This window comes from Aquiflexum sp. (assembly GCF_041751335.1).
In the GTDB taxonomy this organism is placed as follows: Bacteria; Bacteroidota; Bacteroidia; order Cytophagales; family Cyclobacteriaceae; genus Aquiflexum.
Window position 1 is genome coordinate 1 of sequence record NZ_JBGSXS010000013.1, and the last position, 24,420, is coordinate 24,420.

The following is a 24,420-nucleotide window of genomic DNA, read 5'->3' on the forward strand; positions in this document are numbered from 1 at the left end:
CAGGTGAGGTTAAAGCCTTGACCTCAAGGTTTGGACCGGATGGGAATCCCATACTTTCTCCTGACGGCAAAATGATTGCATTCACAGGTCATGATGATACCTTTCAGGGTTACACGGTAACTAATCTATACATTATGAATACGGATGGAACCGGTATGAAAAACATGACAGCGGACCTGGACCGTGACGCAAGTAATCCTCAATGGGAAGGAAATGGCAAAGGCATTTACTTCCAATACGATGAATTTGGGGATACCAAAATAGGGCATGTAGCATTGTCCGGAAAAATCAGAACCCTGGTCGAAGGGCTTGGTGGATTGGACTTGGGAAGGCCTTACAATGCGGGAACATTCACCGTCTCTGCCAACAACAGCTTTGCTTTTACTCAAGGTGGACCGGAACATCCGGCTGATTTGGCCATCTGGAATAATGGGGAGACCAAAAGACTGACGGCAGTCAATGACGACCTATTTTCCTTCCGGAAAATCGGGGAAACCGAAGAAATCTGGTGGGAATCTTCTTTTGACCAAAAGCGAGTCCAAGGTTGGATAGTGACTCCTCCCGATTTTGACTCCAGTAAAAAATATCCTTTTATCCTTGAAATCCACGGCGGTCCTTTTGCCATGTACGGACCTTCCTTTGCTTACGAAATCCAAAACTATGCTGCGGCAGGTTATGTGGTCCTCTATACCAATCCGCGAGGAAGCACTGGTTACGGAGAGGAATTTGGCAATGCCATTCACCATGACTATCCCAATCATGATTACGATGACCTGATCTCCGGAGTGGATGCTGTTATCGAAAAAGGCTTTATCGACACGGATAACCTGTTTGTCACAGGAGGTTCAGGCGGCGGTGTTTTGACAGCTTGGATTGTTGGAAAAACAGATCGCTTCAAAGCTGCTGTGGTGGCCAAGCCGGTGATCAATTGGACGAGTTTTGTGCTTCATGCGGATAACCCGGCTTTCTTTGCCAAGTATTGGTTTGGAAAAATGCCATGGGAGGATCAGGAGAATTACTGGAGAAGGTCGCCTTTATCGTTGGTTGGCAATGTAAAAACCCCAACCATGCTACTGACGGGAGAGCAGGATTTTCGTACGCCCATTTCTGAATCCGAACAGTATTATGCTGCCCTCAAACTCCAAGGCGTGGAATCTGCTTTGGTCCGCATTCCAAATGCTTCCCATGGATTGGTCAATCGACCCAGCATGCTGATGAGTAAATCAGCGGCTATTTTGAGTTGGTTCAATCATTACAGGGATAAGCAATGAGTTGGATAAGAAAAACGCACCTTTCCCTGATAGGGTTTTTAATAGTCACTTTATCTTATGCGCAGGAGGCTGAGGTATCACAGATTCTTGCGCAAAGAGAAGCTTCCAATCAGGCACTTCGGGTTTTTGATGAGGATTTGAATGCGACCTTTTCCACCGAAAATGCCTTGATAACCACAGGGGCAGGCACCTTGATTTCCGTAAAAAAGGAATTGATGAAGTATATTCAAAAATCGACCGGCCCGAGAATGTATTGGATCCGGACTCCGGATGAAGTGTTGGTCAATCCGAAAACTATGTTGGCATGGGAAACTGGAACCTGGAAAGGATATGTAGAAGGTTCGGATGAGGCAGTAGTGGGAGGGAAGTACTCCGCCCAATGGACCAAAAAATCCGGGACTTGGCTTATCCAATCGCAGTTGTTTGTCGCACTTGAAAATTAAGCCAATGGAAGAAAATCAAGCCCATGAAAAAGAAAAAGACCTTTCCAACAAAGAGGTGATCAGCTCCCTGAAAAAGAGAAACTGGAGTTCTTACATCAAGGAATTCTTCATGCTTTTCCTGGCCGTTTTCTGTGGATTTCTTGCAGAGAATTATCGGGAATCTCTCAGTGCCCAAAAGATTGAAAAAGAATATATCCTTTCTCTAGTTGAAGACTTAAAGACAGACACCACGAATCTCAGCTTATATATCAATTTTAGAAAAGAAAAGAGTGTACTCATGGATTCTTTGGCAGAAATGATACTTTCTGATCAGCGAACCCTTTTTGGAAATCAGATTTACTTTTTGGCCAGGCAAGTATTTAATGAACAGGCATTTTTCTACGCTGACGGTACCATACAACAGCTGAAAAATGCGGGGAATCTTCGGCTTCTTAAAAAAAGAAACGTAGTCAATTCCTTGCTTACCTATGAGAAAAAGGTAAAAGTTCTGGAGGGATGGGATGAAAATGACAATAGAACCAAATCCACCTTCCGCGAAATGGGCGGAAAGGTCTTTAATTCTTCAGAACTGAATAAAACCATGGATTCAGAAATGAGATTCGTCATCCCTACTAGTAATCCACAATTGATTACCGATGATTTTGCCACGATCAATGAGGTTGCTTTCCAAATCCACTACTTATCCAAAATGACCAAAGGCAATAGCCTCAGAGCGGAATCCTTAAAGTCTGACGCAGCTCGCTTATTGGAATTGATTCATTCAGAATATAAACTCGACTGACCATGGAAAAAATCCTTAGAAGTTTTCTTTTACTCTTGATCCTCCTGGGATGGAATCAGTCAGAAGGTCTCTTTGCACAGGATATATCCTTCAAAATAGGATTCCACGAAAGTATCCAATCAAAGATCCTTCAGGAAAACAGAAAGCTATTAATCCATCTTCCTGATGGCTACCAAACTTCCGGTCTCTCCTATCCCGTATTGTACCTGCTCGATGGTTCGGAATATGGACTTATCAATGCCCTTTCAGACCTAATGAGATTGCAGGGAAGGAAAATGTCCCCGGAAATGATCATCGTGGCCATTGTGAACACAGACCGCAACCGGGATATGATGCCTGTGGTGGCCAATGGCTATCCCGGTCCACCACGGGCCGAGGATTTCCTTTCATTTATCGAAAAGGAACTGATCCCCTCCATCGAAAAAACCTACCGTACCAACGGGCAAAGAATTCTGAAAGGTCAGTCCTTGAGTGGTCTTTTTACATTGTATGCCTTGCTTACCAAACCGACCTTATTTGAAGCCTATATCGGACACAGTGCGGGTTGGTTTGAAGAAAGCAACGATTATTTTCTCGACTTGAGCGAAAAGGCTTTTCAAAAACCAGCCGATTTTGAGGGCAGAAAAATCTTTATGGCCAATTCCCTAAACGACCCCTATGACGCCGATCGGGTTATCCACAAGCAATTGGCGGACTTTTCCGAACTGATCAAATCCCGGTTGGGGGAAAAGATTTATTACAAATATGTCACCTATGCCGATTACGGTCATGTGCCATATCCGGGCTTTTATGATGGGATCAGATACATTTATGAATCTGAGGAAAACAGACTTTCAGCCGAATCTGATGAAGCTGCTGTCAAGAAATTGGTGGAAAGCTTTTTAACTGCAGTTGGAAACGGGGATTTGGAGGCCATTGAGCCTATGTTTTTGGCAAGGGCAACCATTGGTGGGGCAAGTTTTAGGGAAGGAAAATGGAATACGTTTACCACCACTATTGAAGATTATTTGGCCAGTAAAACCGAGAATCATTCTCCATTTACCGAGCCGGTATCCAATTACACCATCCATATCAGCGAGGGGCAATTGGCCTTTGTGAGGGCAGATGCCATCCTGTACCGGGAGGGAAAAGCCCAATCACACAATATGGATTATTTCACTTTGCTTAAGGAAGGGGGAACTTGGAAATTTCTAAGTGCCGCTTACACCGCAAAGCCGATAATTATTAAATGAAAGTTTCTATGATTTCAATCCTCCGAAACCTACCTGCCGACAAGGCAGGAGTTTACCAAAAACTCCTTGAGGAAAATAAAGAAGGCAGTCCCTATAGGGACTATATATGGGTAGAAAAAACAATTAGCGATGACCCCACCGTGCCTTTAGGTACGGAATATATGAGGAACCTTTCCGCATTACAAATCATATTGCGTACCTGCCTATCGGACAGGCAGGCCTACGGCACGCTAATTCCTGCTATCCACCCATTTTCTACCGATATGCTGTCCCCCGAAAGTATCGGGATCTTCGACCTAAAGGGACATTGTTTTAAAAAAGCATCAAATCCTCAATTCCTATGGTAATATTTTTCCGCAAAATTTGCCTTCCAATAATTTTTATCATCACCGTTTCCTTTGAGGCAACGGCACAAAAAGGGCTTGTCCCTGTTATCAATCAGCAGGAACAACACCTGTTTCACTCCACAACCAACGGCAAAAGTTACCATTTGGCCGTATCTCTGCCCCCACATTATTCTCCTGCTGACAGTTTAAAATATCCGGTACTATACCTCTTGGATGGAAGTTTTTCATTTCCGATTGCCCATGCTACCCGAACCTTATTGGATATGTTTGGGGAAATTGAAGAGGTGATTATCGTCGGAATAGGTGATGAATGGGAGCGGTCTTATGAACCTTGGATGACCAACCGGTGGGCGGATTACACTCCTTCTTCGGACCCCAAAAGTGACACCAATCCTGCCTACCTTCAATATTTCGATCTGCCTGAAGGATCCTTGGTATCAGGAGGCGGGTCGGTTTTTCTGGATGTCATCCAAAACGAAATCATTCCATTTATAGATTCCCATTACAATACCAGTGCGGACAGAGGTATTTCGGGACATTCCTTTGGGGGGTTGTTTGCGGGATATTGTTTGTTCACCACATCGGATCTTTTTTCCAGATTTGGCATCCTTAGTCCTTCGTTTTGGTGGAACAGTAATGAAATATTTGACCTTGAAAAATCCTTTTCTACGAAAAACAGCACCTTGGATGCGCAGGTATTTATGACAGTTGGAAGTTTGGAAGGCGCATCTATGATTTCAAAAATGACAGCTTTTGCAGATGCTCTCCAAAACAGGAATTACAAAGGACTGAACCTGTCTTCCCATATTTTCGAGAATGAAACACATAATTCGGTGGTAGCTGCTTCCATCAGCAGAACGCTCAGGGTTTTATATGGAAAACAGCCATAAGTATTAGAAAACATCTTTAAAAAAATGAACTGCCAATGTTAAATTTCTTTAGAAAAATCCGCCAAAAACTCCTCGAGGAAAACAAGATAGGCAACTACCTCAAATACGCCATTGGCGAAATCTTATTGGTCGTCATTGGGATTCTGATTGCCCTACAAATCAATAATGCCAATGAGGCTTATAAGGCAAATCAATCAGAACAGGTCGTTTTAAAAAATCTTATCCAGGATTTGAGAGCGGATTCTCTCTCCTTCAGCGACAACCTGGCTACCTTGACCCAAATAAATATCCTACATGAAGTGCTCTATGAAACCGGGGTAAATGGAATGGACTTGGAAATTGAAGATCCCAACTTGATCAGGAAACTGATTTATTATAATCCAATAGCGATAAAGAATGATCCTTTTGTTGCTGACAAAATATCGAATGAAGATATCAGGAAAGAGATTAACACATATTCCAGATACTTAATTGATCTTGATTTTACCTATTCAGAATATGCCGGGTTATTGGAAAACAGAATTCGAGTCTTTTTGGCCAATAAAAAAGTCCACCAATTGTCCAATTATTTTGGAAGCCAGGACAATACTGTCAAGGGAGCAGTACCCCTTGAATTTGTCTATAAAGACGGTTTAAAACTCCTTTCCAAATCGCCGGAATTTCAACAATTACTTTTGGAAGCATCCATTAAGACCAAAAATACAGAATCCAATATCGAAACTGTTCTGACCCAGAACCAGAAACTAAAAGATCTGATCCAAAAAAAACTCAAAAAATGAAAAGAATCCTAACCACCCTCAAAGAAAAATGGCCGGAATACTTCATGGAAATCCTTGTGCTGATCATCGGTATCTATGGGGCCTTTGAACTTTCAAATTATGGCGAAACTCGGACCCGAAAAAGGACGGAACTCGAAATCCTGAAAAGTTGCAAAACTGAACTTATGGCGGATTTAGCGGAAATAAGTTGGAATATGGAAGAACTTCAAAAAAGCCAGAAAGCTTTTGAAGTTATTCTTCAGGTATTAGAAAATGACGGGTCTTACCATGATTCCCTGAGTTCGCATTTCAATTACACTCTGCTTCCAATGCATTTTATCCATTCTACCAGCTCCTTCGAAACAGCTAAATCCAGAGGCCTGGAAATTATTTCCAACACAAACCTTCGGATAAAGTTGATCTCGCTATATGATTCTCAGTATGATTTTTTCCTACAAGGAGAGGCAGAGGAATTAGCTGAGGTCCAGTATGGGATGAGGCATATCCTGCCCGGTCGATTTGAAGAGGCTTATAACTATCCGAATTCAGATAATACATTTTCAGGAAGTATGATTCCAGTGGACTTTGGGTCCCTCAAAACCGATCACACCTATTTGTTCTTTCTTAAAACCCAACGAAATCGTACCAGATCCTATATCGACTTCTTTTATGAAAACCTTAGGAAATCAGTATCATCGATGATCCATGATTTAGAGATCGAAATAAAAAGACTGGATTGATGAAAAATCCTTCAACCAAAAGAAAATTGCAAATGATATGATCTCACTTTTCCGAAAAATCCGCCAAAGACTCCTTCAGCAAAACAGAATCACAAAATACCTCGCCTACGCCCTTGGAGAAATTTTCCTCGTCGTAATCGGTATCCTCATTGCCCTCCAAATCAATACCTGGAATGAAAACCGGAAATACAGAAATCAGGAAGCTGATTTTTATGTCAATATTCTCAGCGATTTGGACAAAGACCTTGAAAAGCTGGATTTTCTTACTGAATTTCATCAGAATCGGATTGAGATTTTATCCACGTTATTGACTTATCTGAGAAATCCGGCTGATAAAATGGGAGCAGAAAAGTTCGGAATATTGATAGAGCCGCTTTATTATTCAGAAGCTGCTACGAGCTATTCCACTGCCTTTGAATCTGCAAAATCATCTGGGTCATTCAGCAATTTCAGGCAAAAAGAAATCCTGAAATCACTCAACCAATACTATGCTGATTTTGAGAAAATCAAAATCATTATGACCTCCATCACCGAGTTCATCAGCAATAGTTTTGAGCCTGTCATGGCTGAGATTTCTGCTATCCATATATCCACAAATTCCGGGGCTATGGTCATAGCTGAAAAAGGAAATTCAAAATTTTATGATTTGATTCATGCGATTGAAGACAGACGCGATATCAAAAGTGACTATGAAAAAGTTCTCTATGACCCTCGTTTTGAAGCATTTGTCATTGGAGATTTGGGACGGTGCTTCAACCTTATATCAAGAATAGAAACCCGAAAGGAAAATCTCCTTTTGCTGAAAGCGCAAATAGATGGGTATCTTTGATGACATTTATAAACTGAGTTTTGGAGATAAAGAATTGATCAAACAAGACCTTAAGAAATACCAATGACAGAATTCCGGAGCTGCCGTCACCCTGATCCCGATGGCTATCGGGAGAAGGGTCTCCTGAGGAACAGTAAATGATAAAATGAATATATATAGAACCCCTAGAGATCCCTCGTGCCTCGGGATGACGAGAAACCTAATGTCATTCCTTTTCTGAACATTTTAAAAATGTTGGGGACTCAGGATGACGCCTGCCTGCCGTAGGTAGGAGAAATTTGATGTCAATCCCCTTTCTGTAAATGCCAATTTTCCTTACTACCAATGACACAACTCCAAATAAATTTTCACAAAAAAATCACCCTTTGTATTGTTGTGGCGTTTTTATTCTTTGGATGTAAAACCCAAGAAAAACAATCCTTGGATATCAAAGAACTCACCATCTCCCAAATCCATGCGGCATATCAAAATGGAACATTTACTGCCCAGGAATTGGTACAGTCCTATTTGGATAGGATTGAGAACATGGACTCGGCAATCAATTCCATCAGTATGATCAATCCCGATGCCATGGAGATAGCAAAAGCAATGGATGAGGAATTTCAAAAAACAAAAACACTGCGCCCACTTCACGGCATTCCCCTTATCGTCAAAGACAATATCAACACAATCGGGTTGCCCACCACAGCAGGATCTCTGGCTTTGCAGGATTTTTATCCAGAAGAAGATGCCTTTATTATCAAGAAATTGATCTCAGCAGGAGCGATTATCATTGCCAAATCCAATATGGCCGAGTGGGCATTCAGTCCCATGCATTCGGAGAGTTCAACGGTAGGAATTACCCGAAATCCATATAATCTCGACTATGTTCCTGCCGGTTCAAGTGGTGGCACAGGTGCCTCCATTGCTTCAAATTTTGGTACTATTGGTTTAGGCACAGATACCGGAAACTCCATCCGGGGACCATCTTCCCACAATTCGTTGGTCGGTTTCCGAACCACTTTAGGATTGGTCAGCAGAGAAGGAATAGTACCGCTATATCTCAGAAATGACGTGGTAGGCCCCATGTGCAGAACAGTCGAGGATGCAGTGAAAATGTTGGAAGTGATCGCCGGGTACGACCCAAAAGATACATTAACCCAAAACGCTAATGGAAAAATCCCTTCCAATTACATCCAATATCTAGACAGGGAAGGGCTAAAGGGTGCAAGAATAGGGGTATTGAAAAACCTGGTTGAAAATAATCCTGATGATGAGGTTTATGCTCTTTTCGAAAAAGCACTGTTTGATATGGAAGAACAAGGGGCTGAAATTATTCAAAATGTAGAAATTCCCGATTTTGAGCAGCTCAGCCAAGACCAATGGTGCCCAACATTTCGTCTGGATCTGGAAGATTTTCTAAAAACCTATGTCAAAAAAGACACGATCCAATCCTTAGAGGATATCATGCGCATTGGTACCCATTCAACCTATACCAAAGCTAGGTTGGAGCGCTTGTCTACCAATACCCTTCGTAGGGAAAATCCTGAAATTGCTTGTGCAGATGCCTATTCGGATAGCAGAAGAATCGCATTTCGGGAGGCTATCGAAAAGAAAATGGATGAACTGGAATTAGATGCTTTGGTATATCCAACCTGGAATAATAGACCTGCAAGAATAGAATTATTTGAGGAAGAATATAGAGGGGATAACAGTCAGGTTATCTCCCCACATACCGGGCAACCTGCTTTTACTGTTCCCATGGGATTTACGGCTGAAAATCTACCAGCTGGTTTACAGTTTTTGGGAAGGATTTTCGATGAAGGAGTACTGATCAAACTGTCCTATTCCTATGAACAGGCCACCATGCACCGCAAAAGTCCGAATTAGGTTAATGACAAACACAAGGCCTTAAGATGTTTTTCACTCAAATATAATTTTTAAAGGTCAAGAATATATTCATTTTTAAGTCATCCATTTGTAAATTGAAGAAAACCATTCTATCTAATCCGACCGTAAACAGCTGGAAATTTTAATTCTTTTTTAGGAACAAATTATCGGTAAAAAATTGGAACAACCAGAAATCCACACGTGCCAATTGCCTAGGGTTTTGGGGAAAGGATTAAAAAAAAATTTGAATATGGGCAAACGGTCACGATTGAGGGGCTATTTCATAAATAAACCAAAAAAACAGCATTTACAACTTGCTAACACCCTTCTCCAAATACTTTTTCAACAAAGCCCTCGACTGTTTTTGGATTTGTTTTTTCATGACGGGCGTCCAACCTAGCAACCAACCTTTCCAACCCAAAGCCTGGCTGGCCCATTTCCAAACCTCAAAACGGTCGGTGTGACGGATAATTTTTCCATCTTTGATTTCAAATGTTGCTATTATTTTATTGACCACTTTCCTTTTGTCAGGTCCAAAAACATAGGCTGCTTCCCAAAGCGCACTTCCCTTGGCAGCATCAGCCTCTACCTGAGAAAAAGTGATTTTGATGTTTCCCTTACTCCGTTCGATCAGCATTTTCCACATGGCTTTTGCTTCCTCGCCTTTCAACTGCCCAAAAGCCGGATCTTCGAAAACAATATCATTGTGATAATGTGACACCATTTCATCGGCCTTTCCTTTTGAAAAAGCCACATAAAATGCGATGATAATTCCTTTTGAACCTTCAGACATAAACTAAAGATAAACAATTTCCTTATCGAGGGAAAAGGAAACCTTTAAAGAATTACCGTTCGAAACTGTTGTCCGAAGGTTGTGCCTTTGGACCACTGAGTCAGAAGGTTCTACCTCCAAACTACTTGGACCAAAGACTCAATATTCAAAAATCCGAAGCCACAGACTTCGGATAACGAGGTTCTATTTATGATTATATTACATTTCCTGATCATCGTGAGATGCTTCTCCCGATAGCCATCGGGATCAGCATGACGGCTGCTCTGATAATGTCATTGGTATTCTCGGGACAAGCGTTGATTCTTTTGTCTTAAATCTTACGTCTCATGTCTTTCGTCTCACGTCTTCCATTGACAAAATACATCTTCATATTTCCCTTGTTCTTGACAGGAATTTCTCCCCTGTATTCACAATCAAAGGTTTCCGAAATCAGCTTGTAGGTATGTTCAGAGACATTGATTTTGCCTTCTTTAGAATTCTCTTCCATTCTAGCAGCAATGTTGACAGTATCACCCCAAATATCATAGGCAAATTTCCTGTCGCCCACGACTCCTGCGACCACCGGGCCTATATGGATACCGATCCTTACCTCAAAACAAGCCTCTCCTCTTCTTCTTTTCTCTTCATTATATTCTTTTACAAAATCCCTGATTTCAAATGCCGAAAGAATTATTCTTTCCAAATGGTCAGTGCTTGCCACAGGGATACCACCCGCCGCCATATAGGCATCTCCGATGGTTTTGATTTTTTCCAATCCAAATTCTGTGGTAATGGAATCAAATCCTGAAAAAATTCTATCCAGGTTTTTGACCAGATCATCAGGAGTCATTTTATCAGCGATTTGGGTGAAGCCCATGATATCAATAAACATCACCGAAACACGCTCATACAATCTTGCCGAAGCCTTACCTTTTTCCAGTAATTCTTGGGCCACTTCTTTTGGAAGTATGTTCAGTAGTAAGTTTTCACTCTTGTGTTTTTCCTGTTCGAGTTGGTAGGTTCTTTCCTTGACCAAATTTTCCATGTTTTCATACAACAGGGCATTTTCGATTATAGCCCCTATCTGCCCTGCCATCAGACGCATAAGACTCACATGTTCTTCCTTGAAGGCTTCAGAAGTCTGACTATGGGAGAGGTATATTATACCCGATATTTTGGATTGGTTAACAAATGGAATACAAAGGACTGATAAGATATTTCTTGCCTTGACTACCTTATCTTCATCAAAAGGCTTGGTCACTGAAGCATTGGATATAACCAATGGTTCTTTGGTTTTTTTGGTATAATTAAGAATTGCCTGACTAATCTCTTTGCTCTCTTGCAGCATAGTCCTGGGAAAACTTGTATGTAATCTATGATTGGCTGCTGTAGAAACCTCTACCACCCATTTGCCATTTCTATTGATGATAAAATGTCCTTCCTGTGCACCTGTATTTTCCATTGCATAGGTCAGAAGTTTCTCCAAGAGGCTTTCTACCTTGATCTCGGTAATCAAGGCCTGCATGGTTTTGATCAGGGTTTTGGTATCGATGGTTGAGAGTTCCAAGGAGGAAGAGGAAGATCCCTTACTTGAACCTTTGTCTTTGACAGAGACTGGATTTTGACTTTCCAGTTCACTCATAAGTAAAAATGACTTGGCAAACGTATTCAACTCTTTGGATTTAATAATGGCACGGTTCCTATAATATTCATATTTGGTCTTATCGGTTGTTTTGATATGATCAGAATAAATTTCACAAAAAAGAACATCGAGCCTGATATTCCCAAACTCCTCCAACATTTCAATACTTTGTTCAAAATATTGATGGTTGACCTTACCGGTGATAATCAAATCCAATTGCCCTTGTAAAAACATCCAAAGTGGCTGACAGGTCACAGGATTCAACTTGGCACTTTCCTTTAAACTCTTTATCCCATTCTTAATGAATTTTACAAGATTAGTCCCCTTATATGAACTATCACCTGATTGTAAAATTAACATTGAGGCATTTAAAAGTCGGGAAAAATTGTAACTATGGATAAAATAAGTGGGTACCTGATTTTTGGCATTGGACCAGTAACTTTCAAATAAATCAAAGGCATGGTGGTATTTTCCATACCAAAGATTGATAAGGGCATTTACGCCATAATAAGAATACAGATAAACCTCATTTTTTTCTTTTGTGGCAGAAATAAAATATTCGTCTTTGGTTTCATTGAATTTTTGAAGTTCCAACTCTAAGTTTTGGGGTTCAACAGTAATCATCTTCAATGCGCTGTAACTTGCACCATTGAGTGCCTCCTGATTTCGGAAATTGTATTGTTTTTGAAAATTGCCAACTTCTTTTGCTTCCTGAATCAGTTTCAAGTAATCACATCCCAAATCAAATTTTATCAAAAAACCAAAAAGGAGGTTCCAACTTGCATATTCCATATTTCCTGCCACCACTCCTTTTTGAAATCCTTCGTGGCACATGGCGATCTTATCCCTAATATTCTCCTTTACATATGAGGTGAAACTAATATCCACCATGATATTGGTAGCTGCATATTTTTCTGCCCCTTTGATTGAAAGGAGTTTAAAGGATTCTTTGACTACCTGATACCCATCTATTGGTTTTTTCATCGCACCTGATAGAATCAACCCATAAGAAGCAAATCCGGGGCTGGATTCCGGGGCACAACCTTTTTTCAGCGTAAGCTCAATCATTTTGAATATCAACAGGGGGTAAGTTTCGATATTCACAAAGAAGTATGGAGGCAAAGAAACCATCAACACTCTAAATATTCCCTTTACTAAATCATCTTCGACTAAAGGTAAATTGGCGATTTGTCCAAACTTACTTGGGGGCAAAAAAATCTGAAGCTTGATGGCCTGAAAAATTATCTGCCATTTTTTTGCCTTTTCCGGTATGCTAATTCCCACCTCCGCCAATGCCGTTCTTGCCATCTGTACAGCTTCTTGAGGATGATTGCCATAATCCAATCCTCTTATCAGATTTTCATAAACCAACAATCTTTCGGCAGGTGTATCGGCAAGGGACATTGCAGCTTTTCTGTATTCCTCTTGCCGGGGTTTATTTTTTATCAAAAATGAATATTCCAGCAATTTGACCAAGATCAGGAATTTGTCTTTTCTGCTAATATCATCTTTCAGACACAATAGGGCGTTTTCAGTAAATCCCAATGCCACTTCAAAAGACGCAGCTTGTGCAGCCATCTTCCCGGCAGCCAAAAGAATCCTACCGATCTGAAATTTATCATCTGAAGTGGGCACATGAGAAAAACCGATAGAAAAATGTCTTGCCATATCAATGATCCCAATTTCAGCATCGGTTTCCAGTTGCTTTTTTAAATAAATGAGCCCGAGATTAAAATGAAAAGTACTTTTTTCATCTTCATCAAGCAGGTCATATACAGCTTGCTGAATCCTGGGATGGGCAAATTTAAACCTGACATCCCGATTGGATTGTTCATAAAATTCCGGAAGGTAATGATAATCGTTACCTACAGGAAGTAATGACATGTCCTTTATCATGGGCCAAAAGTCACGGTGAATTGCCGAAGGATTTTTTCCGCTTATCGAAGAGATCTGTTCCAATGAAAACTCAAATCCCAGAACCGCAGCAATCTTGACCATTTTAAGCGCTTCATTATCCAGGTCTTTTATGGTGTATAACAGCAAATCTATGATGTTGTCACTGATGTTATGATTCGTGATTTTTGCCAAATCCCATTTCCATATCTTGCTCTGATAATCAAATTGCAGCAATTTCTGCCTGTAAAGGGATTCCAATAATTTGGTCAATGCGAAAGCGTTCCCCTTTGTTTTGCTATAAACCAACTCTGATAATAAGGAAACTTCCAAATTACCCATTCTCAAGGTATCAGACAGTAATTCTGAAACATGTTCCTGCTTCAAAGGATCGAGTATAATTTCTTCAATCAGGAGGTTTTCCTCACTATGGCTTGATTTGATATTGTTAATAGTTCTGCGAAACGGATGGAATTCGGTGGTTTCATTATCTCTGTATGTAATCAGGATAAGCAGGTTGCCCAAAGAATAATTATTGAAGATACTGTTGAGCAATTCATAGGAAGCCTCATCTGCCCATTGAAAATCATCCAGAAAAAACACCAAAGGGGTTTCTGAAGTGGCCAGACATTTAATAAAAGCATTGAAAGTATATTGTACCCGTTGTTGATTTTCAAAACCGCTGAGATCCACTAATTCAGATTGCTTGGGAAGGATATATCCAAGATTTGGGACTAGGTCAATGATGATATTGCCAAGACCTTTTAATTCTCTTTGAAACTTATTCGCCCAGGTTTTCTGCTCCTTTTCAGGCTGTGCAATCAACCAATCTGCAAACTGTTTGAAGGCTTTGATCCATGCAAGATATGGCGTCTGCCGGTCCAATGCATCAAAATTACCGCTTAGAAAGAATCCATTTTTCAGGCTGATAAACCGGTGGAGCTCATAACAAAGTACACTTTTACCTGTACCGCTGTAGCCTCCAATGGTAACAAGGACTTTATTGTTTTGACTGGCAAGATCAAAGCTTTCTTTCAATTTTTCAATTTCCTTTTCTCTTCCATAGAGTTTTTGGGAAATAGTCAGTTTGGAAGCTACATCAGTTTTGCCCACCTCAAATTCCGGAATAGTGTCTGTTTCTTCCAAGTACTTCAGGCAAAGATTGAGATCAATCAGCAGACCCTTTAAGGACTGGTATCGGTCTTCTGCATTCTTTGAAAGTAGCTTCAAAATTATTGCATCTATGGCCTCAGGTACTGAAGGTTTGACAGCACTTGGTTGACGTGGATTAAGCGCAAGGTGGCAATGGACCATCTCCAAAACATCCTCATTTTCAAAAGGTAATTTCCCGGTGATCATTTCATAAAATGTCACACCCAACGAATAAAAATCAGACCTGTAATCCATCTTCCTGTTCATCCTGCCTGTCTGTTCAGGAGACATATATTCTACAGTGCCTTTGATGGTCTGAGACTGTTCATATGAAATCTCAATGCTGTTGAGGACAGAACTGAATTCGAAGTCGATCAAATAACCTTTATGCTCAATGTCAAAAATGATGTTTTTGGGATTGATATCATGGTGAATAACAAACTGTTGATGGAGGTTCTGCAATACATTGGCAAGCTGTATAGCGGAATTCAGAAAAACCTCCGATTCCATTCCGCCTTCGGGAATCAATTCCTTGAGCGTTTTTCCTGTTACATAGTTCCGCATCAAAACCACGTTTCCATTGTAAAGCATCATTCTGGAATCAAAATACCCGTCATTTAGGGATGAAGAAATAAACACTTCATTGTGCAATCTGGATAAATCTCCCGAAAGGTCTTCTTTGATCAGCATTTGCTGACCATTGTCTCCCTCCGCCAAATAGACCCGGCTTCTCTGGTTTTCAGAGATTATCTTCAATTGCTTTATTTCAGGTATTTCATTCATGAAAAGTGATCGTAAATGTGCGCTTCAAAGAATTTTTTCAAAAATTCCCTGTCTGCTTTCATGGGGATATTGTCAATGACCTCTTCATAATCTTCTTTGATCGATATGATATATTGCTGTTCATTTGTGGCCGCTTGAGGAAGCCAAGAGGTATGTAAGGTAAATCCAAAAACCAGTTTTTCATGACCCATTTTACAAATTGGCCCTTTGGCAATATCCTGTGCATCAAAAATCCAGAATTGACTTGTGAAAGACCAAATACCGCCACTTTCAATACCAACCTCCACAGGGGCAAAAAGATAGCCGTCCAATTCCTCAGGAATGCCGGGATTCGGGGTTTTCCTTGGGATAAACTGTACTCCTCTGATATAAGTTTTCGGTGCACATTGGTAGTAATCCTCCGGCTGCATGGTTTGGAGGTTGATCCGTGTCACACTAAAAGGAAGTTCTTTTTTGGTCACCTTTTTGATCTCCTTCAACTTTAATTTTCTATGTGGATAATTTTTGTAAAGTCTATAGACAAATTTGGTCAACAAGTTATTGTCCGTACCATCGCTGACGTACCATAGCTGTTTGATGGTGGGCACCACCTTATCACTCGAAATCATATCCCTATAGGTATACAGCACGATAGTCCATGTATTGGGCCCCAAGTTGTCCTCTTCGTAATTGCCGGGATTTTCATAAATGATAGAATTATCGTTGTCAATATCCCATGTGTTGGTATTGATTTTCCATTTTCCCAAACGGCTGATATCCATACTTCCCACTGCAAACAAACTGTAGTATTCCGGATCGACCGGCTTACCGTCTGTCGCCCTGCGATCAAACGTTCTTACCCATTCAGCAATACAAGTAGCGGCATTGTGTACGCCATATAAAGTTATGATGCCACCGGGATTGGCATAATCACAGGAATAATGAATGGTTTCAAGTGGAATAGGATTTTTGAGTTTATAAGCAGTTACTTTTTCTGCACCCTCAATTATTTCTGATTTTTTGATGATATACGTATGGGTAAAGGGTTCCATTCTCACGGTGGCCAACCTTCTGATAAGCCTTTCGATCAATTTATTTCCGGGAAAAGGATTGTCAAAAAGCAGGTCCATGGCAAATTTAAAAGCGCAATCAGTCAGAATGATAAAATCCTCAGTGATTCCCATTTGGTGCATGCATTCATCGATAATCAGTTTTTCCCCAGTTTGGTCTTCTACATCCCATCTTTGGATTGGACCATTTCCGTCCCATTTAAAGAGGTACATAAAAACTTCCCCTTTTACCTTTGGCTCCTTATCAGCACCATTTTTTTTGATAGAGAGGTTTTTAAAGAAATCATGCACTTTGGCCTTAACATGAAAATGATCGGGATGATCGACCAATTCTTTGGCCAATGCTTCCAAAGAGGATTGGAATTCATCCCTGTTGGTCCGAAGATGATGGATAGTCTGTTCCATGTGGGTAAATGAACTCTTGTCCCTGCTGTAATTGACTGTAAACAATTCCTTTGTTATGGGGTCAAAAACTGGATGGGCCGAAGTCTGCGCAATCCCAAAAGGCCAAGGGACCATGGCAGGTTGGGCATTCATCCATTCTGAAGATTTTCCAACAGGCGTGACGATTTCAAGGGATTTTGGGTCAAGCATAAACGGCCTGCCCACATCATAAGTAGCAAGGATTGAGGAGTTGTTTTGGCCTTTGAACCTGACGGGCACAGTAGCGGTATTCAGTTCATTCCTTGCACCAAATACCATACTCATCCTCGTAATTCCCATATTATGAAATCCCATCAGACCATGGTGTTTGGTACCCCATTTGGTGGCCTCATCCGCATAGTAGCAGGGAGTTTTCATCAGTTTTGTTTTGACCAAAGGGGCAGGTTCATGGTTGAGATCTACCAAAATTACCATTCCGTCCCCATTCATGATGGGACTGCCATGTTCGGCATTGCGACTGCCATCAGGATTTTTGCTGACAAATGGCAGACCACCGGAGTTGACCGAACCCACGGGAAGGGAAACATAAAAAGCTCCAAAAATATCATCCGGTAAGGTCCCTTCTAAAATTTGAAGTTCCGCTTCAAACTCTTCCCTGCTTGTGGTCAACAATCCCTGTCTCCCATAATCTCCATCTGCCCGTTCGGAAAAAGTAGGGAGATTACTTTCAGGATCACGTGTCAATAACTTTTTAATAGCGAGAAATACTCTTTTTAATAGATTCTTCTTTTTTTTCATGCGTTCTATAATTGATAAAATTTAAAAAAATCAATCTCCATTGGTGGCAAGATATCGATAGGCTTGTACTTCTCAAATTGGCAATAATTTGGTTTAAAACCTATTTAGGAAAAGTTTTTCATTGCTGAATGTTTTAGGAAGTTGAAAAATTTCCATTTATTTAAATCTGATGATCTTTATTATTTTGCCATGAACGACATTGCTTTGTCCGAAGGTTGCGCCTTCGAACCACTGTTAAGGAAGATCTACCTCCACTCCGCTTGAGTCAAAGACCCAATTCCCAAAATTCCGTAGCCACGGTCTTCGGATAACATCTAAATGCTATTTCTCGGCTCTCGTTTCTCAGCTCTTGGCTCTCGCTTCTCGTTTCTCGACTCTCGCTTCTCAGCTCTTGGCTCTCGTTTCTCGCCTCTCATCTCTCGCTTCTCAAAAAAAATCCCCCTCATCCTTTCCCATCTTCCTCCTCATTCCTATTTTTGAACAAACCTTTTCAAATGCCCCTTTCCAAATCTGAAACCCACCATATTGAAATCCTTCTTGCCGGTTTTGACCGAACCTTCAGTCAAAGAGGATTGGTGCTTTACAAGCAAGGTTCAGTCAAATATGATTTTTTTGATGAAAATGTCCAATCCTTCCAATTTAAGGTTAGAGGTAATATAGAGCCATATTATGATGTGGATATCAATCTGAATGGACAGCCAACACCTGATTTTTTTTCGGATTATGATGATGAGCCTTTTCTATGTACCTGTATGGCCTTTGAAGAAGAAGGGGAATGCAAGCACGTGGCCGCAGTACTGCATTTTATGTTGGCCAACAAAAAAAGTGATTTCAAAAAATATACTCCTGTTGTTCCTATTAGTTCCGGAAGGCCGGAAGAGATTTCCTTTCCCATCGAAATTCCCTGTAGAGAAGAAGATCTGCAAAGGCTTCATGAACTGATTCCCGTTGAACCAAACATTCGGATATATGAAACTTATTTGCGTCAGGTAGATTTTCTGGAAAATGGTTTACGGTATGTAGTTGATGGCTATAATTTTAAAGCTACAGTAGTCGTAACCTATATTGATGACAAAATCATCATCGATGGCAACCACAAAAAGCCCCATTCCATCAAACAAACATTGAAATGGTTTCAGGAAAGACTTTTGAGGTATAATAATTGGGATGCTCATTGCCTTACTCAAAAGCAAAGGGATAAGAGTATCATCGAAAGTGTAAAGGAATTAGGAGTATATGATCAGCTCAAAAATCCGCTGAAAGCCTATGAGTTTATTTTTGATCAGGATGAGATCATCATGGTTACCTCGGGTGAATTGAAAGGCTTAATGGATTTGGATGCACTTTCTTATCAATTCAAGGAACATTTCAGAAGGGACGCACTTTTACATTCCCGATCATCTATCACACATTCACATCAGGAAAGTGAAATAGGGGTCTATAATCCCGGATTCGCATTGGCATACAGCTACTATAATAATTTTTTCCAAGTCATTCCTTTTATGGCCAAAGGCTCAAAACATGACCCAACAGCCTTTAAGGTCAAGTTTGAGAAAATTGAGGACCCTTACGACATCAGGCTTTCCAAAACCGAAAACCTTGAAAGGGCCATGTACCAAATCGCAAAAATTGACAAAGCCATACAAAAGCAAAATCAATTGGACATTTTTGGGCAATTCCGCCAATTTTTGGAAATAGTAAATGACTACCCGCTTTTTGTTTTCCTTGGAGACCCTTACGAATCCCGGAATATCAGAAAGTCCCATTTTGACAAACCATTGGAGGTCCATGATGCAAAGGCAGTCATCCGAATGACCAAAACAGGTGTTCTGTACAATTTAGAGGTTCAAATTACATTTGGAGAACATCAAATAAAACTATCGGAAAAAGATGAAAAACTTGATGTTACACTGGCCTTTGCGGTCTATCTCAAAATGCACCTGCTGAAATTCCAGCACCAAAAAGTCCTGCAGTTGTTGTCTTTCCTAAAGAACTTTCCCCATTTCCAGGTCCTTGAAAAAGACTTTGACCCATTCTTCCAAAACATACTTTTGCCCATGGCCCATTACATTGAAATCCAGGATGAAACAGGAACATTGAAGCAAGCGGAAAACACCGGCCCCCTTCAGAAGCAACTGTATATATCTGAACTTACCGGTTTGGTCATATTCCGGCCTCAAGTGAAATATTCAGACGCAGCATTTTCAAATCCGCTTGAAGGCAGCAGCATTATTGACGCTGACACCAAAAGGATATACCTGAGGGACGAAGAATTTGAGGAGGAATTTCTGGAATTTGTCAGGGACCTGCATCCCAACTTCAAACATGCCGGAAGCCAAGGATTCTTCCACCTGACCCATGATGTATTTATGCAAGGACTTTGGTTCTTCAAGGCTTTTGAAAGGTTAAAGTCTCATCAGGTCAGGGTGTTTGGACTGGAAAACATCAAGATCAAAAAATACAACCCTTTCCCCCCTGTGGTCTCTTTGGAGTTTGGTTCTTCGCAGGACTGGTTTGAAGTTCAGGCCAATGTGGCCTTTGGAGATCAAAAGGTAAAACTCAGGGACATCAAAAAAGCCCTGGACCGCGACCAAGAATTCATAGAACTCGAGGATGGCAGCTTGGGCATACTCCCGGAAAAATGGATGAAAAAATTCGGGAAGCTCTTCCGGTCAGGGGATACAGATAAAAACAACTTCAAAGTTCCCAAAACATTGTTCCATATTTTGGATGAATTTGAAGAAGCGAAAAGCTTTCCCGAAATCATCAAAGAAATCGAGGAAAAGAAAGAAAAACTCAAAAGCTTCACAGAAATCAAAAATGCCAAGGTTCCCAAAAAACTGAAAGCCGAACTCAGGAACTATCAGCATACAGGTCTGAATTGGTTAAATTTTCTCCAAGAATACAAATGGGGTGGAATCCTGGCAGATGACATGGGCTTAGGCAAAACCCTCCAAATGATCGCCCTGATCTGCAAAATGGTGGAAAGCAATAAAAAGGCAAAAATCCTGGTTGTGGCACCCACCACCCTATTGTTTAACTGGAAAAATGAATTGGAGAAATTTGCTCCACACCTCGATTACTTTATCCACCATGGCAACCGATACGATTCCGCTGATGAGTTGGGCAAGCATCAGGTCATCCTGACAAGTTATGGTCTTGTCATCAATGACCTCGAACTACTCCGTAAAATTCATTTTGATGCCATTATCGCTGATGAGTCCCAAGCCATCAAAAACACCCAATCCCTGAGGTATAAGGCCATCACCAAGCTGAACGGCAAGATCAAAATGGCCATGACCGGTACGCCAATTGAAAACAGCCTCGCTGAACTCTTTGCCCAGATGAACTTTGTCAACCCGGGATTTTTCCATTCTTTCAACAGCTTTAAGGAAAACTACCTCAAGCCACTAAAAAACGGAAACAAAGAAATATTGACCGAACTGCAAAACAAGATCAAACCATTTGTACTCAGAAGGACCAAGGAGGAAGTGCTGACCGAACTTCCGGACAAAACGGAAGAGTACCTCTACTGTGTGATGAATCCCATTCAGCGCAAAATATACGATGCCTACCGCAACGAATACCGGGATTACCTGCTCAAGAAAATAGAGGAAGAAGGTGCCGAAAACTCCAAAATGTATGTATTAGAGGGACTGACCAAATTGCGCTTGGCCTGTGATGCCACCAATCTCGTCAACCATACCGAAGCCAAAAACGAATCGGTCAAAATCGATCTCCTTATCGAACATATCCTGGAAAAAACCGGCAACCACAAGATTTTGATCTTCAGTCAGTTTGTCAAAATGCTCAGCTTGGTCCAAACCAAACTGGAAGAAAACCTTATAGACTATGCCTACCTCGATGGCAGCACTACCCTCAAAAACCGGGAGAAAGTGGTGCAGCAATTCCAAAATGAGGAGAAAAAGCGGGTATTTTTGATCAGCCTAAAAGCAGGCGGTACAGGACTGAACCTCACTGCCGCAGACTATGTGTATGTCCTGGATCCTTGGTGGAATCCAGCCGTAGAAAATCAGGCCATAGACCGCTGCTACCGAATGGGACAAGAAAAACACGTCATCGCCTACCGGATGATCTGCAAGGATACCGTAGAAGAAAAAATCATGCAACTGCAACAGGCCAAAAGCAAATTGGCCAAAGAAGTCATCGCCGAAGGTGACAGCTTCCTAGGGGCTTTGGACAAGGATAGTATGCTGGTGTTGTTTGAGTGATTTGGACGGGTTAAATTTGCCGGTCCATCTGAAAGTCGACTACTTCAATTTACAAAATGTAAATTACAATTTGTAAATTGAGACTGGGCTTTACTTTTTAAAAGTACCATATCCCTTCTTCTCCGGCACCACTCCCCGAACTCCACCTTCAGGCTTATCCACAACTCCCCAGTAGCGGGGAATCTGGTGGATATGGGCTTGGGGGATAGTTTGTCCTGCGATAGGACCAATGTTGATGCCAATATTAAAGCCGTCTGGATTATACTTTTTTTGTAGCAATTCTTTGACAAAATTGATCATAAACACACAGGCAGACTGCTCACGGAAGGTCAGGTCGAATCTGTGCGTACTTGAATTCTATGTTTGGCGATATCTTGGTTAGCTAGGCAAAAGAAAATTAAATTTAGCTGGTAGCCGTTTTCTTTAAACTTCTTAGGCCAAAAAATGGGGTATGAATCAAAATTAGTCTCGTAGCAAAAATCTGCTCTTTTAGAAATGGATTCTTCAATCAAAGTTTCAAATTTTTTTGTCGTCTGATCTTTGGCAAATTTTTCTCTCAATTCACTATCAGGAAGGCTGTTGTAATGCTCTAAAAATATCCTATCAAAATCAAATGAGATTAACCCCTCAGGTAAAAACGATGATGCAAAAGTTGACTTGCCAGCACCATTACATCCCGCTATTACCGTCAAATCAGGCATTTGTTTTCAAAGCAGTCATAAGTTCCTGACTTAGTTTACCCTCTTTTTTTCGAATTTGAAACAATTCTTCTCTTGGAATAACTTGGCTATTTAGAATATTCCTTGCCTTACTCATTTGTTGAGCGACTTTGACCCCTGTGATTAATTTTTCTTTACACATACTACAAATTAACAAATATTCGCATAAATCTATTCACTTAAAACATAACTTTCAATCTCTCTGAGTTTTAATGTCAGTATAGAAATATAATTTGCCATACTGGGAAGCACCACAATTAACCCATATACCTGATAACTTTACTTTTGGAAATCGTCCCTGTTCCCCTGTACCACTCCCCGAACTCCACCTTCAGGCTTATCCACATCTCCCTGGTAGCGGGGAATCAGGTGGATATGGGCGTGGGAGATGGTTTGGCCGGCGATAGGGCCAATGTTGATGCCAATATTAAAGCCATCCGGATTATACTTTTTTTGAAGCAATTCTTTGACAAAATTGACCATAAAGATACAGGCCGACTGTTCACGGAAAGTCAGATCAAAATAATTATCCACATGCCTCTTGGGTATGATTAGCGTGTGACCAGTACTTACAGGGTACTTGTCAGAAATCGCAAATGCAGTGGCTGATTCGGTGATCAGTTCAGTTTCATTTTCCGGAAAACAAAATGGGCAGTCTATCTTCGCAGGCTTTGGTTTTTGATTGAAGGGGATATACTCATAAATCTCACAACTGTCATTTTTGAAAATTGAGCTGTAGGGCAATATGACTTTGCATTGGTAAGTCTGTTTTTGATGGATTTTGTGAGTTCTAAAACCCTCAAAAACAATATCCCTGCGAACGGCAAAATAGGCTTTACCCGTTGGTTTCAACAAGCTGGAAACTTCCATCAATACTCTTGCCTGTTCTTCAGGCAAAAGGACATTGAGCACATAAAGACAAATAATGGTATCAAATTTTTCGGTAGGGTAAGTTGGAAAATAGTGTTTGTCGTAGCCTGTGATATCGAGACCCTTTTCTTTTAGTATTTCAACATCTTTTCCAAAGCCGCACCCAAAATCAAGAACTTCACCTTTCAACAATCCTTTGTTCATAAGCTGCCTTGCAGGGAAGGAAAGGTATTCCCGTTCTTTGGCAGTGAGGTGGGAGTTGGGGTTTAATTTTTTGGATTCCATTCTTCAAAGCCTCTTTTTGAAATCAAATAATTACAAGTCTCTTTCAACTTTAGTATTCCCTTTGTTCTCCATTCCCCTGATAATGAATTGCCAAGTAAAGAAAGTTTAATTTCCCTTTCAAACCTTTCAGGAAAGACTTCTTTGATCAATTCCCAATAATAAATTATCAATTCACTTCTCTTTTCTATTATTGTCAAAGAAGGTATTTTATCTAATTTTTCTCCATTAATCCTTGGTGTAGAAGGCAAGAGGTTCCAAAGACCATTGTTTTTCCAAATTGAAAAAGGTATGATATGATCAACATGGTAATTGTCAATTATCTTGTCGGTCCAAACACAGTAAACACTTTTATCTTTTTGCAGGATTTTTTCATAATGATTCTTTGATTCTCTTGCATCTCTCAATGTAACGGGGCTTTTCAAAACTCCATTGAGTACTTTTTCAATTGAAATTTTTGATTTTGAGGTTTTGGTAGAGAATTCCGCCCACTTAAATAAAATGGAATCCTGACCCCCAATAAAACTTCCTAAAATTTGGAACACGTTGTAGTATTCCAACGGAATTGAAAACTCTCCAAAGATTTCAATTATACTGTTCAAATCAAGTGACTTAGGTCGTGAGGCCCTTAACCCTTTTTCATAGTTATAAATGGAATAAAATTCGGAGTTCAGGGATCTTCCA

Annotated in this window: 18 protein-coding genes; 11 read left to right on the forward strand and 7 right to left on the reverse strand. The window is 40.7% G+C overall.

The annotated features are described in order from the left end of the window. From ACEW8U_RS00580 to ACEW8U_RS00625, 10 genes are all read left to right on the forward strand, one after another. On the forward strand, nucleotides 1–1,271 hold a 1,271-nt coding region (locus ACEW8U_RS00580), incomplete at its 5' end, for a prolyl oligopeptidase family serine peptidase (protein ID WP_373520084.1). After that, nucleotides 1,268–1,714: a nuclear transport factor 2 family protein gene (locus tag ACEW8U_RS00585; protein WP_373520085.1), complete on the forward strand. Its 447-nt coding sequence runs from the start codon at nucleotides 1,268–1,270 to the stop codon at nucleotides 1,712–1,714. The genes ACEW8U_RS00580 and ACEW8U_RS00585, both read left to right, overlap by 4 nt. 4 nt (nucleotides 1,715–1,718) lie before the next feature. Continuing rightward, nucleotides 1,719–2,495 (forward strand): hypothetical protein, encoded by a 777-nt coding sequence (locus tag ACEW8U_RS00590; RefSeq protein WP_373520086.1) that lies wholly within the window; start codon nucleotides 1,719–1,721, stop codon nucleotides 2,493–2,495. Nucleotides 2,496–2,497: 2 nt separating this feature from the next. Further along, complete coding sequence (locus ACEW8U_RS00595; RefSeq protein WP_373520087.1) at nucleotides 2,498–3,727, forward strand: alpha/beta hydrolase-fold protein; 1,230 nt, start codon at nucleotides 2,498–2,500, stop codon at nucleotides 3,725–3,727. Between the two features lie 8 nt (nucleotides 3,728–3,735). Beyond that, on the forward strand, nucleotides 3,736–4,074 hold the full coding sequence (locus tag ACEW8U_RS00600) for a hypothetical protein (RefSeq protein WP_373520088.1): 339 nt from the start codon (nucleotides 3,736–3,738) through the stop codon (nucleotides 4,072–4,074). Then, entirely contained in the window at nucleotides 4,068–4,964 is an 897-nt protein-coding gene (locus ACEW8U_RS00605) for an alpha/beta hydrolase (protein WP_373520089.1), read from the forward strand. Before ACEW8U_RS00600 ends, ACEW8U_RS00605 begins: the two co-directional genes overlap by 7 nt. Before the next feature lie 35 nt (nucleotides 4,965–4,999). Further along, entirely contained in the window at nucleotides 5,000–5,743 is a 744-nt protein-coding gene (locus tag ACEW8U_RS00610; protein WP_373520090.1) for a DUF6090 family protein, read from the forward strand. Then, a complete protein-coding gene (locus ACEW8U_RS00615; protein WP_373520091.1) occupies nucleotides 5,740–6,462 on the forward strand; it encodes a hypothetical protein in 723 nt (240 codons plus the stop codon). The genes ACEW8U_RS00610 and ACEW8U_RS00615 overlap by 4 nt, the downstream gene beginning before the upstream one ends. Before the next feature lie 37 nt (nucleotides 6,463–6,499). Beyond that, on the forward strand, nucleotides 6,500–7,291 hold the full coding sequence (locus ACEW8U_RS00620) for a DUF6090 family protein (protein WP_373520092.1): 792 nt from the start codon (nucleotides 6,500–6,502) through the stop codon (nucleotides 7,289–7,291). A gap of 324 nt (nucleotides 7,292–7,615) precedes the next feature. Continuing rightward, nucleotides 7,616–9,160 (forward strand): amidase, encoded by a 1,545-nt coding sequence (locus ACEW8U_RS00625; RefSeq protein WP_373520093.1) that lies wholly within the window; start codon nucleotides 7,616–7,618, stop codon nucleotides 9,158–9,160. A 307-nt stretch (nucleotides 9,161–9,467) separates the two neighbouring features. Here ACEW8U_RS00625 and ACEW8U_RS00630 read toward each other — a convergent pair whose 3' ends face one another. The 3 genes from ACEW8U_RS00630 to ACEW8U_RS00640 all read right to left on the reverse strand — a co-directional run bounded on the left by ACEW8U_RS00630 (nucleotide 9,468) and on the right by ACEW8U_RS00640 (nucleotide 17,633). Then, entirely contained in the window at nucleotides 9,468–9,953 is a 486-nt protein-coding gene (locus ACEW8U_RS00630; protein ID WP_373520094.1) for a nuclear transport factor 2 family protein, read from the reverse strand. A 310-nt stretch (nucleotides 9,954–10,263) separates the two neighbouring features. Beyond that, nucleotides 10,264–15,402 (reverse strand): adenylate/guanylate cyclase domain-containing protein, encoded by a 5,139-nt coding sequence (locus ACEW8U_RS00635; protein WP_373520095.1) that lies wholly within the window; start codon nucleotides 15,400–15,402, stop codon nucleotides 10,264–10,266. Continuing rightward, nucleotides 15,399–17,633 carry a carotenoid oxygenase family protein gene (locus ACEW8U_RS00640; RefSeq protein ID WP_373520096.1) on the reverse strand — a complete coding sequence of 745 codons (2,235 nt, stop codon included), beginning with the start codon at nucleotides 17,631–17,633 and terminating at the stop codon, nucleotides 15,399–15,401. Before ACEW8U_RS00640 ends, ACEW8U_RS00635 begins: the two co-directional genes overlap by 4 nt. 494 nt (nucleotides 17,634–18,127) lie before the next feature. Between ACEW8U_RS00640 and ACEW8U_RS00645 the strand changes: the two genes are divergently transcribed. Then, nucleotides 18,128–21,865 (forward strand): SNF2-related protein, encoded by a 3,738-nt coding sequence (locus ACEW8U_RS00645; protein WP_373520097.1) that lies wholly within the window; start codon nucleotides 18,128–18,130, stop codon nucleotides 21,863–21,865. Between the two features lie 90 nt (nucleotides 21,866–21,955). On the opposite strand, the gene ACEW8U_RS00650 is transcribed toward ACEW8U_RS00645, so the two are convergent. The 4 genes from ACEW8U_RS00650 to ACEW8U_RS00665 form a co-directional block, all read right to left on the reverse strand. Further along, nucleotides 21,956–22,165, reverse strand: coding sequence for an HIT family protein (locus ACEW8U_RS00650; RefSeq protein WP_373520098.1), 210 nt, complete (start codon nucleotides 22,163–22,165; stop codon nucleotides 21,956–21,958). 29 nt (nucleotides 22,166–22,194) lie between these two features. Then, the gene (locus ACEW8U_RS00655; RefSeq protein WP_373520099.1) at nucleotides 22,195–22,566 is read right to left on the reverse strand and encodes a zeta toxin family protein; all 372 of its coding nucleotides are present in this window, start codon (nucleotides 22,564–22,566) and stop codon (nucleotides 22,195–22,197) included. A 297-nt stretch (nucleotides 22,567–22,863) separates the two neighbouring features. Then, nucleotides 22,864–23,739, reverse strand: a complete 876-nt coding sequence (locus ACEW8U_RS00660; RefSeq protein ID WP_373520100.1) for an HIT domain-containing protein — start codon at nucleotides 23,737–23,739, stop codon at nucleotides 22,864–22,866. Then, on the reverse strand, nucleotides 23,721–24,420 hold a 700-nt coding region (locus tag ACEW8U_RS00665), incomplete at its 5' end, for an HNH endonuclease domain-containing protein (protein WP_373520101.1). The genes ACEW8U_RS00665 and ACEW8U_RS00660, both read right to left, overlap by 19 nt.

Excerpts from the sequence above, each read along its gene's own strand:
- ACEW8U_RS00640 (WP_373520096.1), bottom strand. The coding sequence starts at position 17,633 with ATGAAAAAAAAGAAGAATCTATTAAAAAGAGTATTTCTCGCTATTAAA.
- ACEW8U_RS00615 (WP_373520091.1), top strand. The coding sequence starts at position 5,740 with ATGAAAAGAATCCTAACCACCCTCAAAGAAAAATGGCCGGAATACTTC.
- ACEW8U_RS00655 (WP_373520099.1), bottom strand. The coding sequence starts at position 22,566 with ATGCCTGATTTGACGGTAATAGCGGGATGTAATGGTGCTGGCAAGTCA.
- ACEW8U_RS00600 (WP_373520088.1), top strand. The coding sequence starts at position 3,736 with ATGATTTCAATCCTCCGAAACCTACCTGCCGACAAGGCAGGAGTTTAC.
- ACEW8U_RS00645 (WP_373520097.1), top strand. The coding sequence starts at position 18,128 with ATGCCCCTTTCCAAATCTGAAACCCACCATATTGAAATCCTTCTTGCC.
- ACEW8U_RS00630 (WP_373520094.1), bottom strand. The coding sequence starts at position 9,953 with ATGTCTGAAGGTTCAAAAGGAATTATCATCGCATTTTATGTGGCTTTT.
- ACEW8U_RS00650 (WP_373520098.1), bottom strand. The coding sequence starts at position 22,165 with ATGATCAATTTTGTCAAAGAATTGCTACAAAAAAAGTATAATCCAGAC.
- ACEW8U_RS00585 (WP_373520085.1), top strand. The coding sequence starts at position 1,268 with ATGAGTTGGATAAGAAAAACGCACCTTTCCCTGATAGGGTTTTTAATA.
- ACEW8U_RS00605 (WP_373520089.1), top strand. The coding sequence starts at position 4,068 with ATGGTAATATTTTTCCGCAAAATTTGCCTTCCAATAATTTTTATCATC.
- ACEW8U_RS00595 (WP_373520087.1), top strand. The coding sequence starts at position 2,498 with ATGGAAAAAATCCTTAGAAGTTTTCTTTTACTCTTGATCCTCCTGGGA.
- ACEW8U_RS00620 (WP_373520092.1), top strand. The coding sequence starts at position 6,500 with ATGATCTCACTTTTCCGAAAAATCCGCCAAAGACTCCTTCAGCAAAAC.
- ACEW8U_RS00660 (WP_373520100.1), bottom strand. The coding sequence starts at position 23,739 with ATGGAATCCAAAAAATTAAACCCCAACTCCCACCTCACTGCCAAAGAA.
- ACEW8U_RS00635 (WP_373520095.1), bottom strand. The coding sequence starts at position 15,402 with ATGAATGAAATACCTGAAATAAAGCAATTGAAGATAATCTCTGAAAAC.
- ACEW8U_RS00625 (WP_373520093.1), top strand. The coding sequence starts at position 7,616 with ATGACACAACTCCAAATAAATTTTCACAAAAAAATCACCCTTTGTATT.
- ACEW8U_RS00610 (WP_373520090.1), top strand. The coding sequence starts at position 5,000 with ATGTTAAATTTCTTTAGAAAAATCCGCCAAAAACTCCTCGAGGAAAAC.
- ACEW8U_RS00590 (WP_373520086.1), top strand. The coding sequence starts at position 1,719 with ATGGAAGAAAATCAAGCCCATGAAAAAGAAAAAGACCTTTCCAACAAA.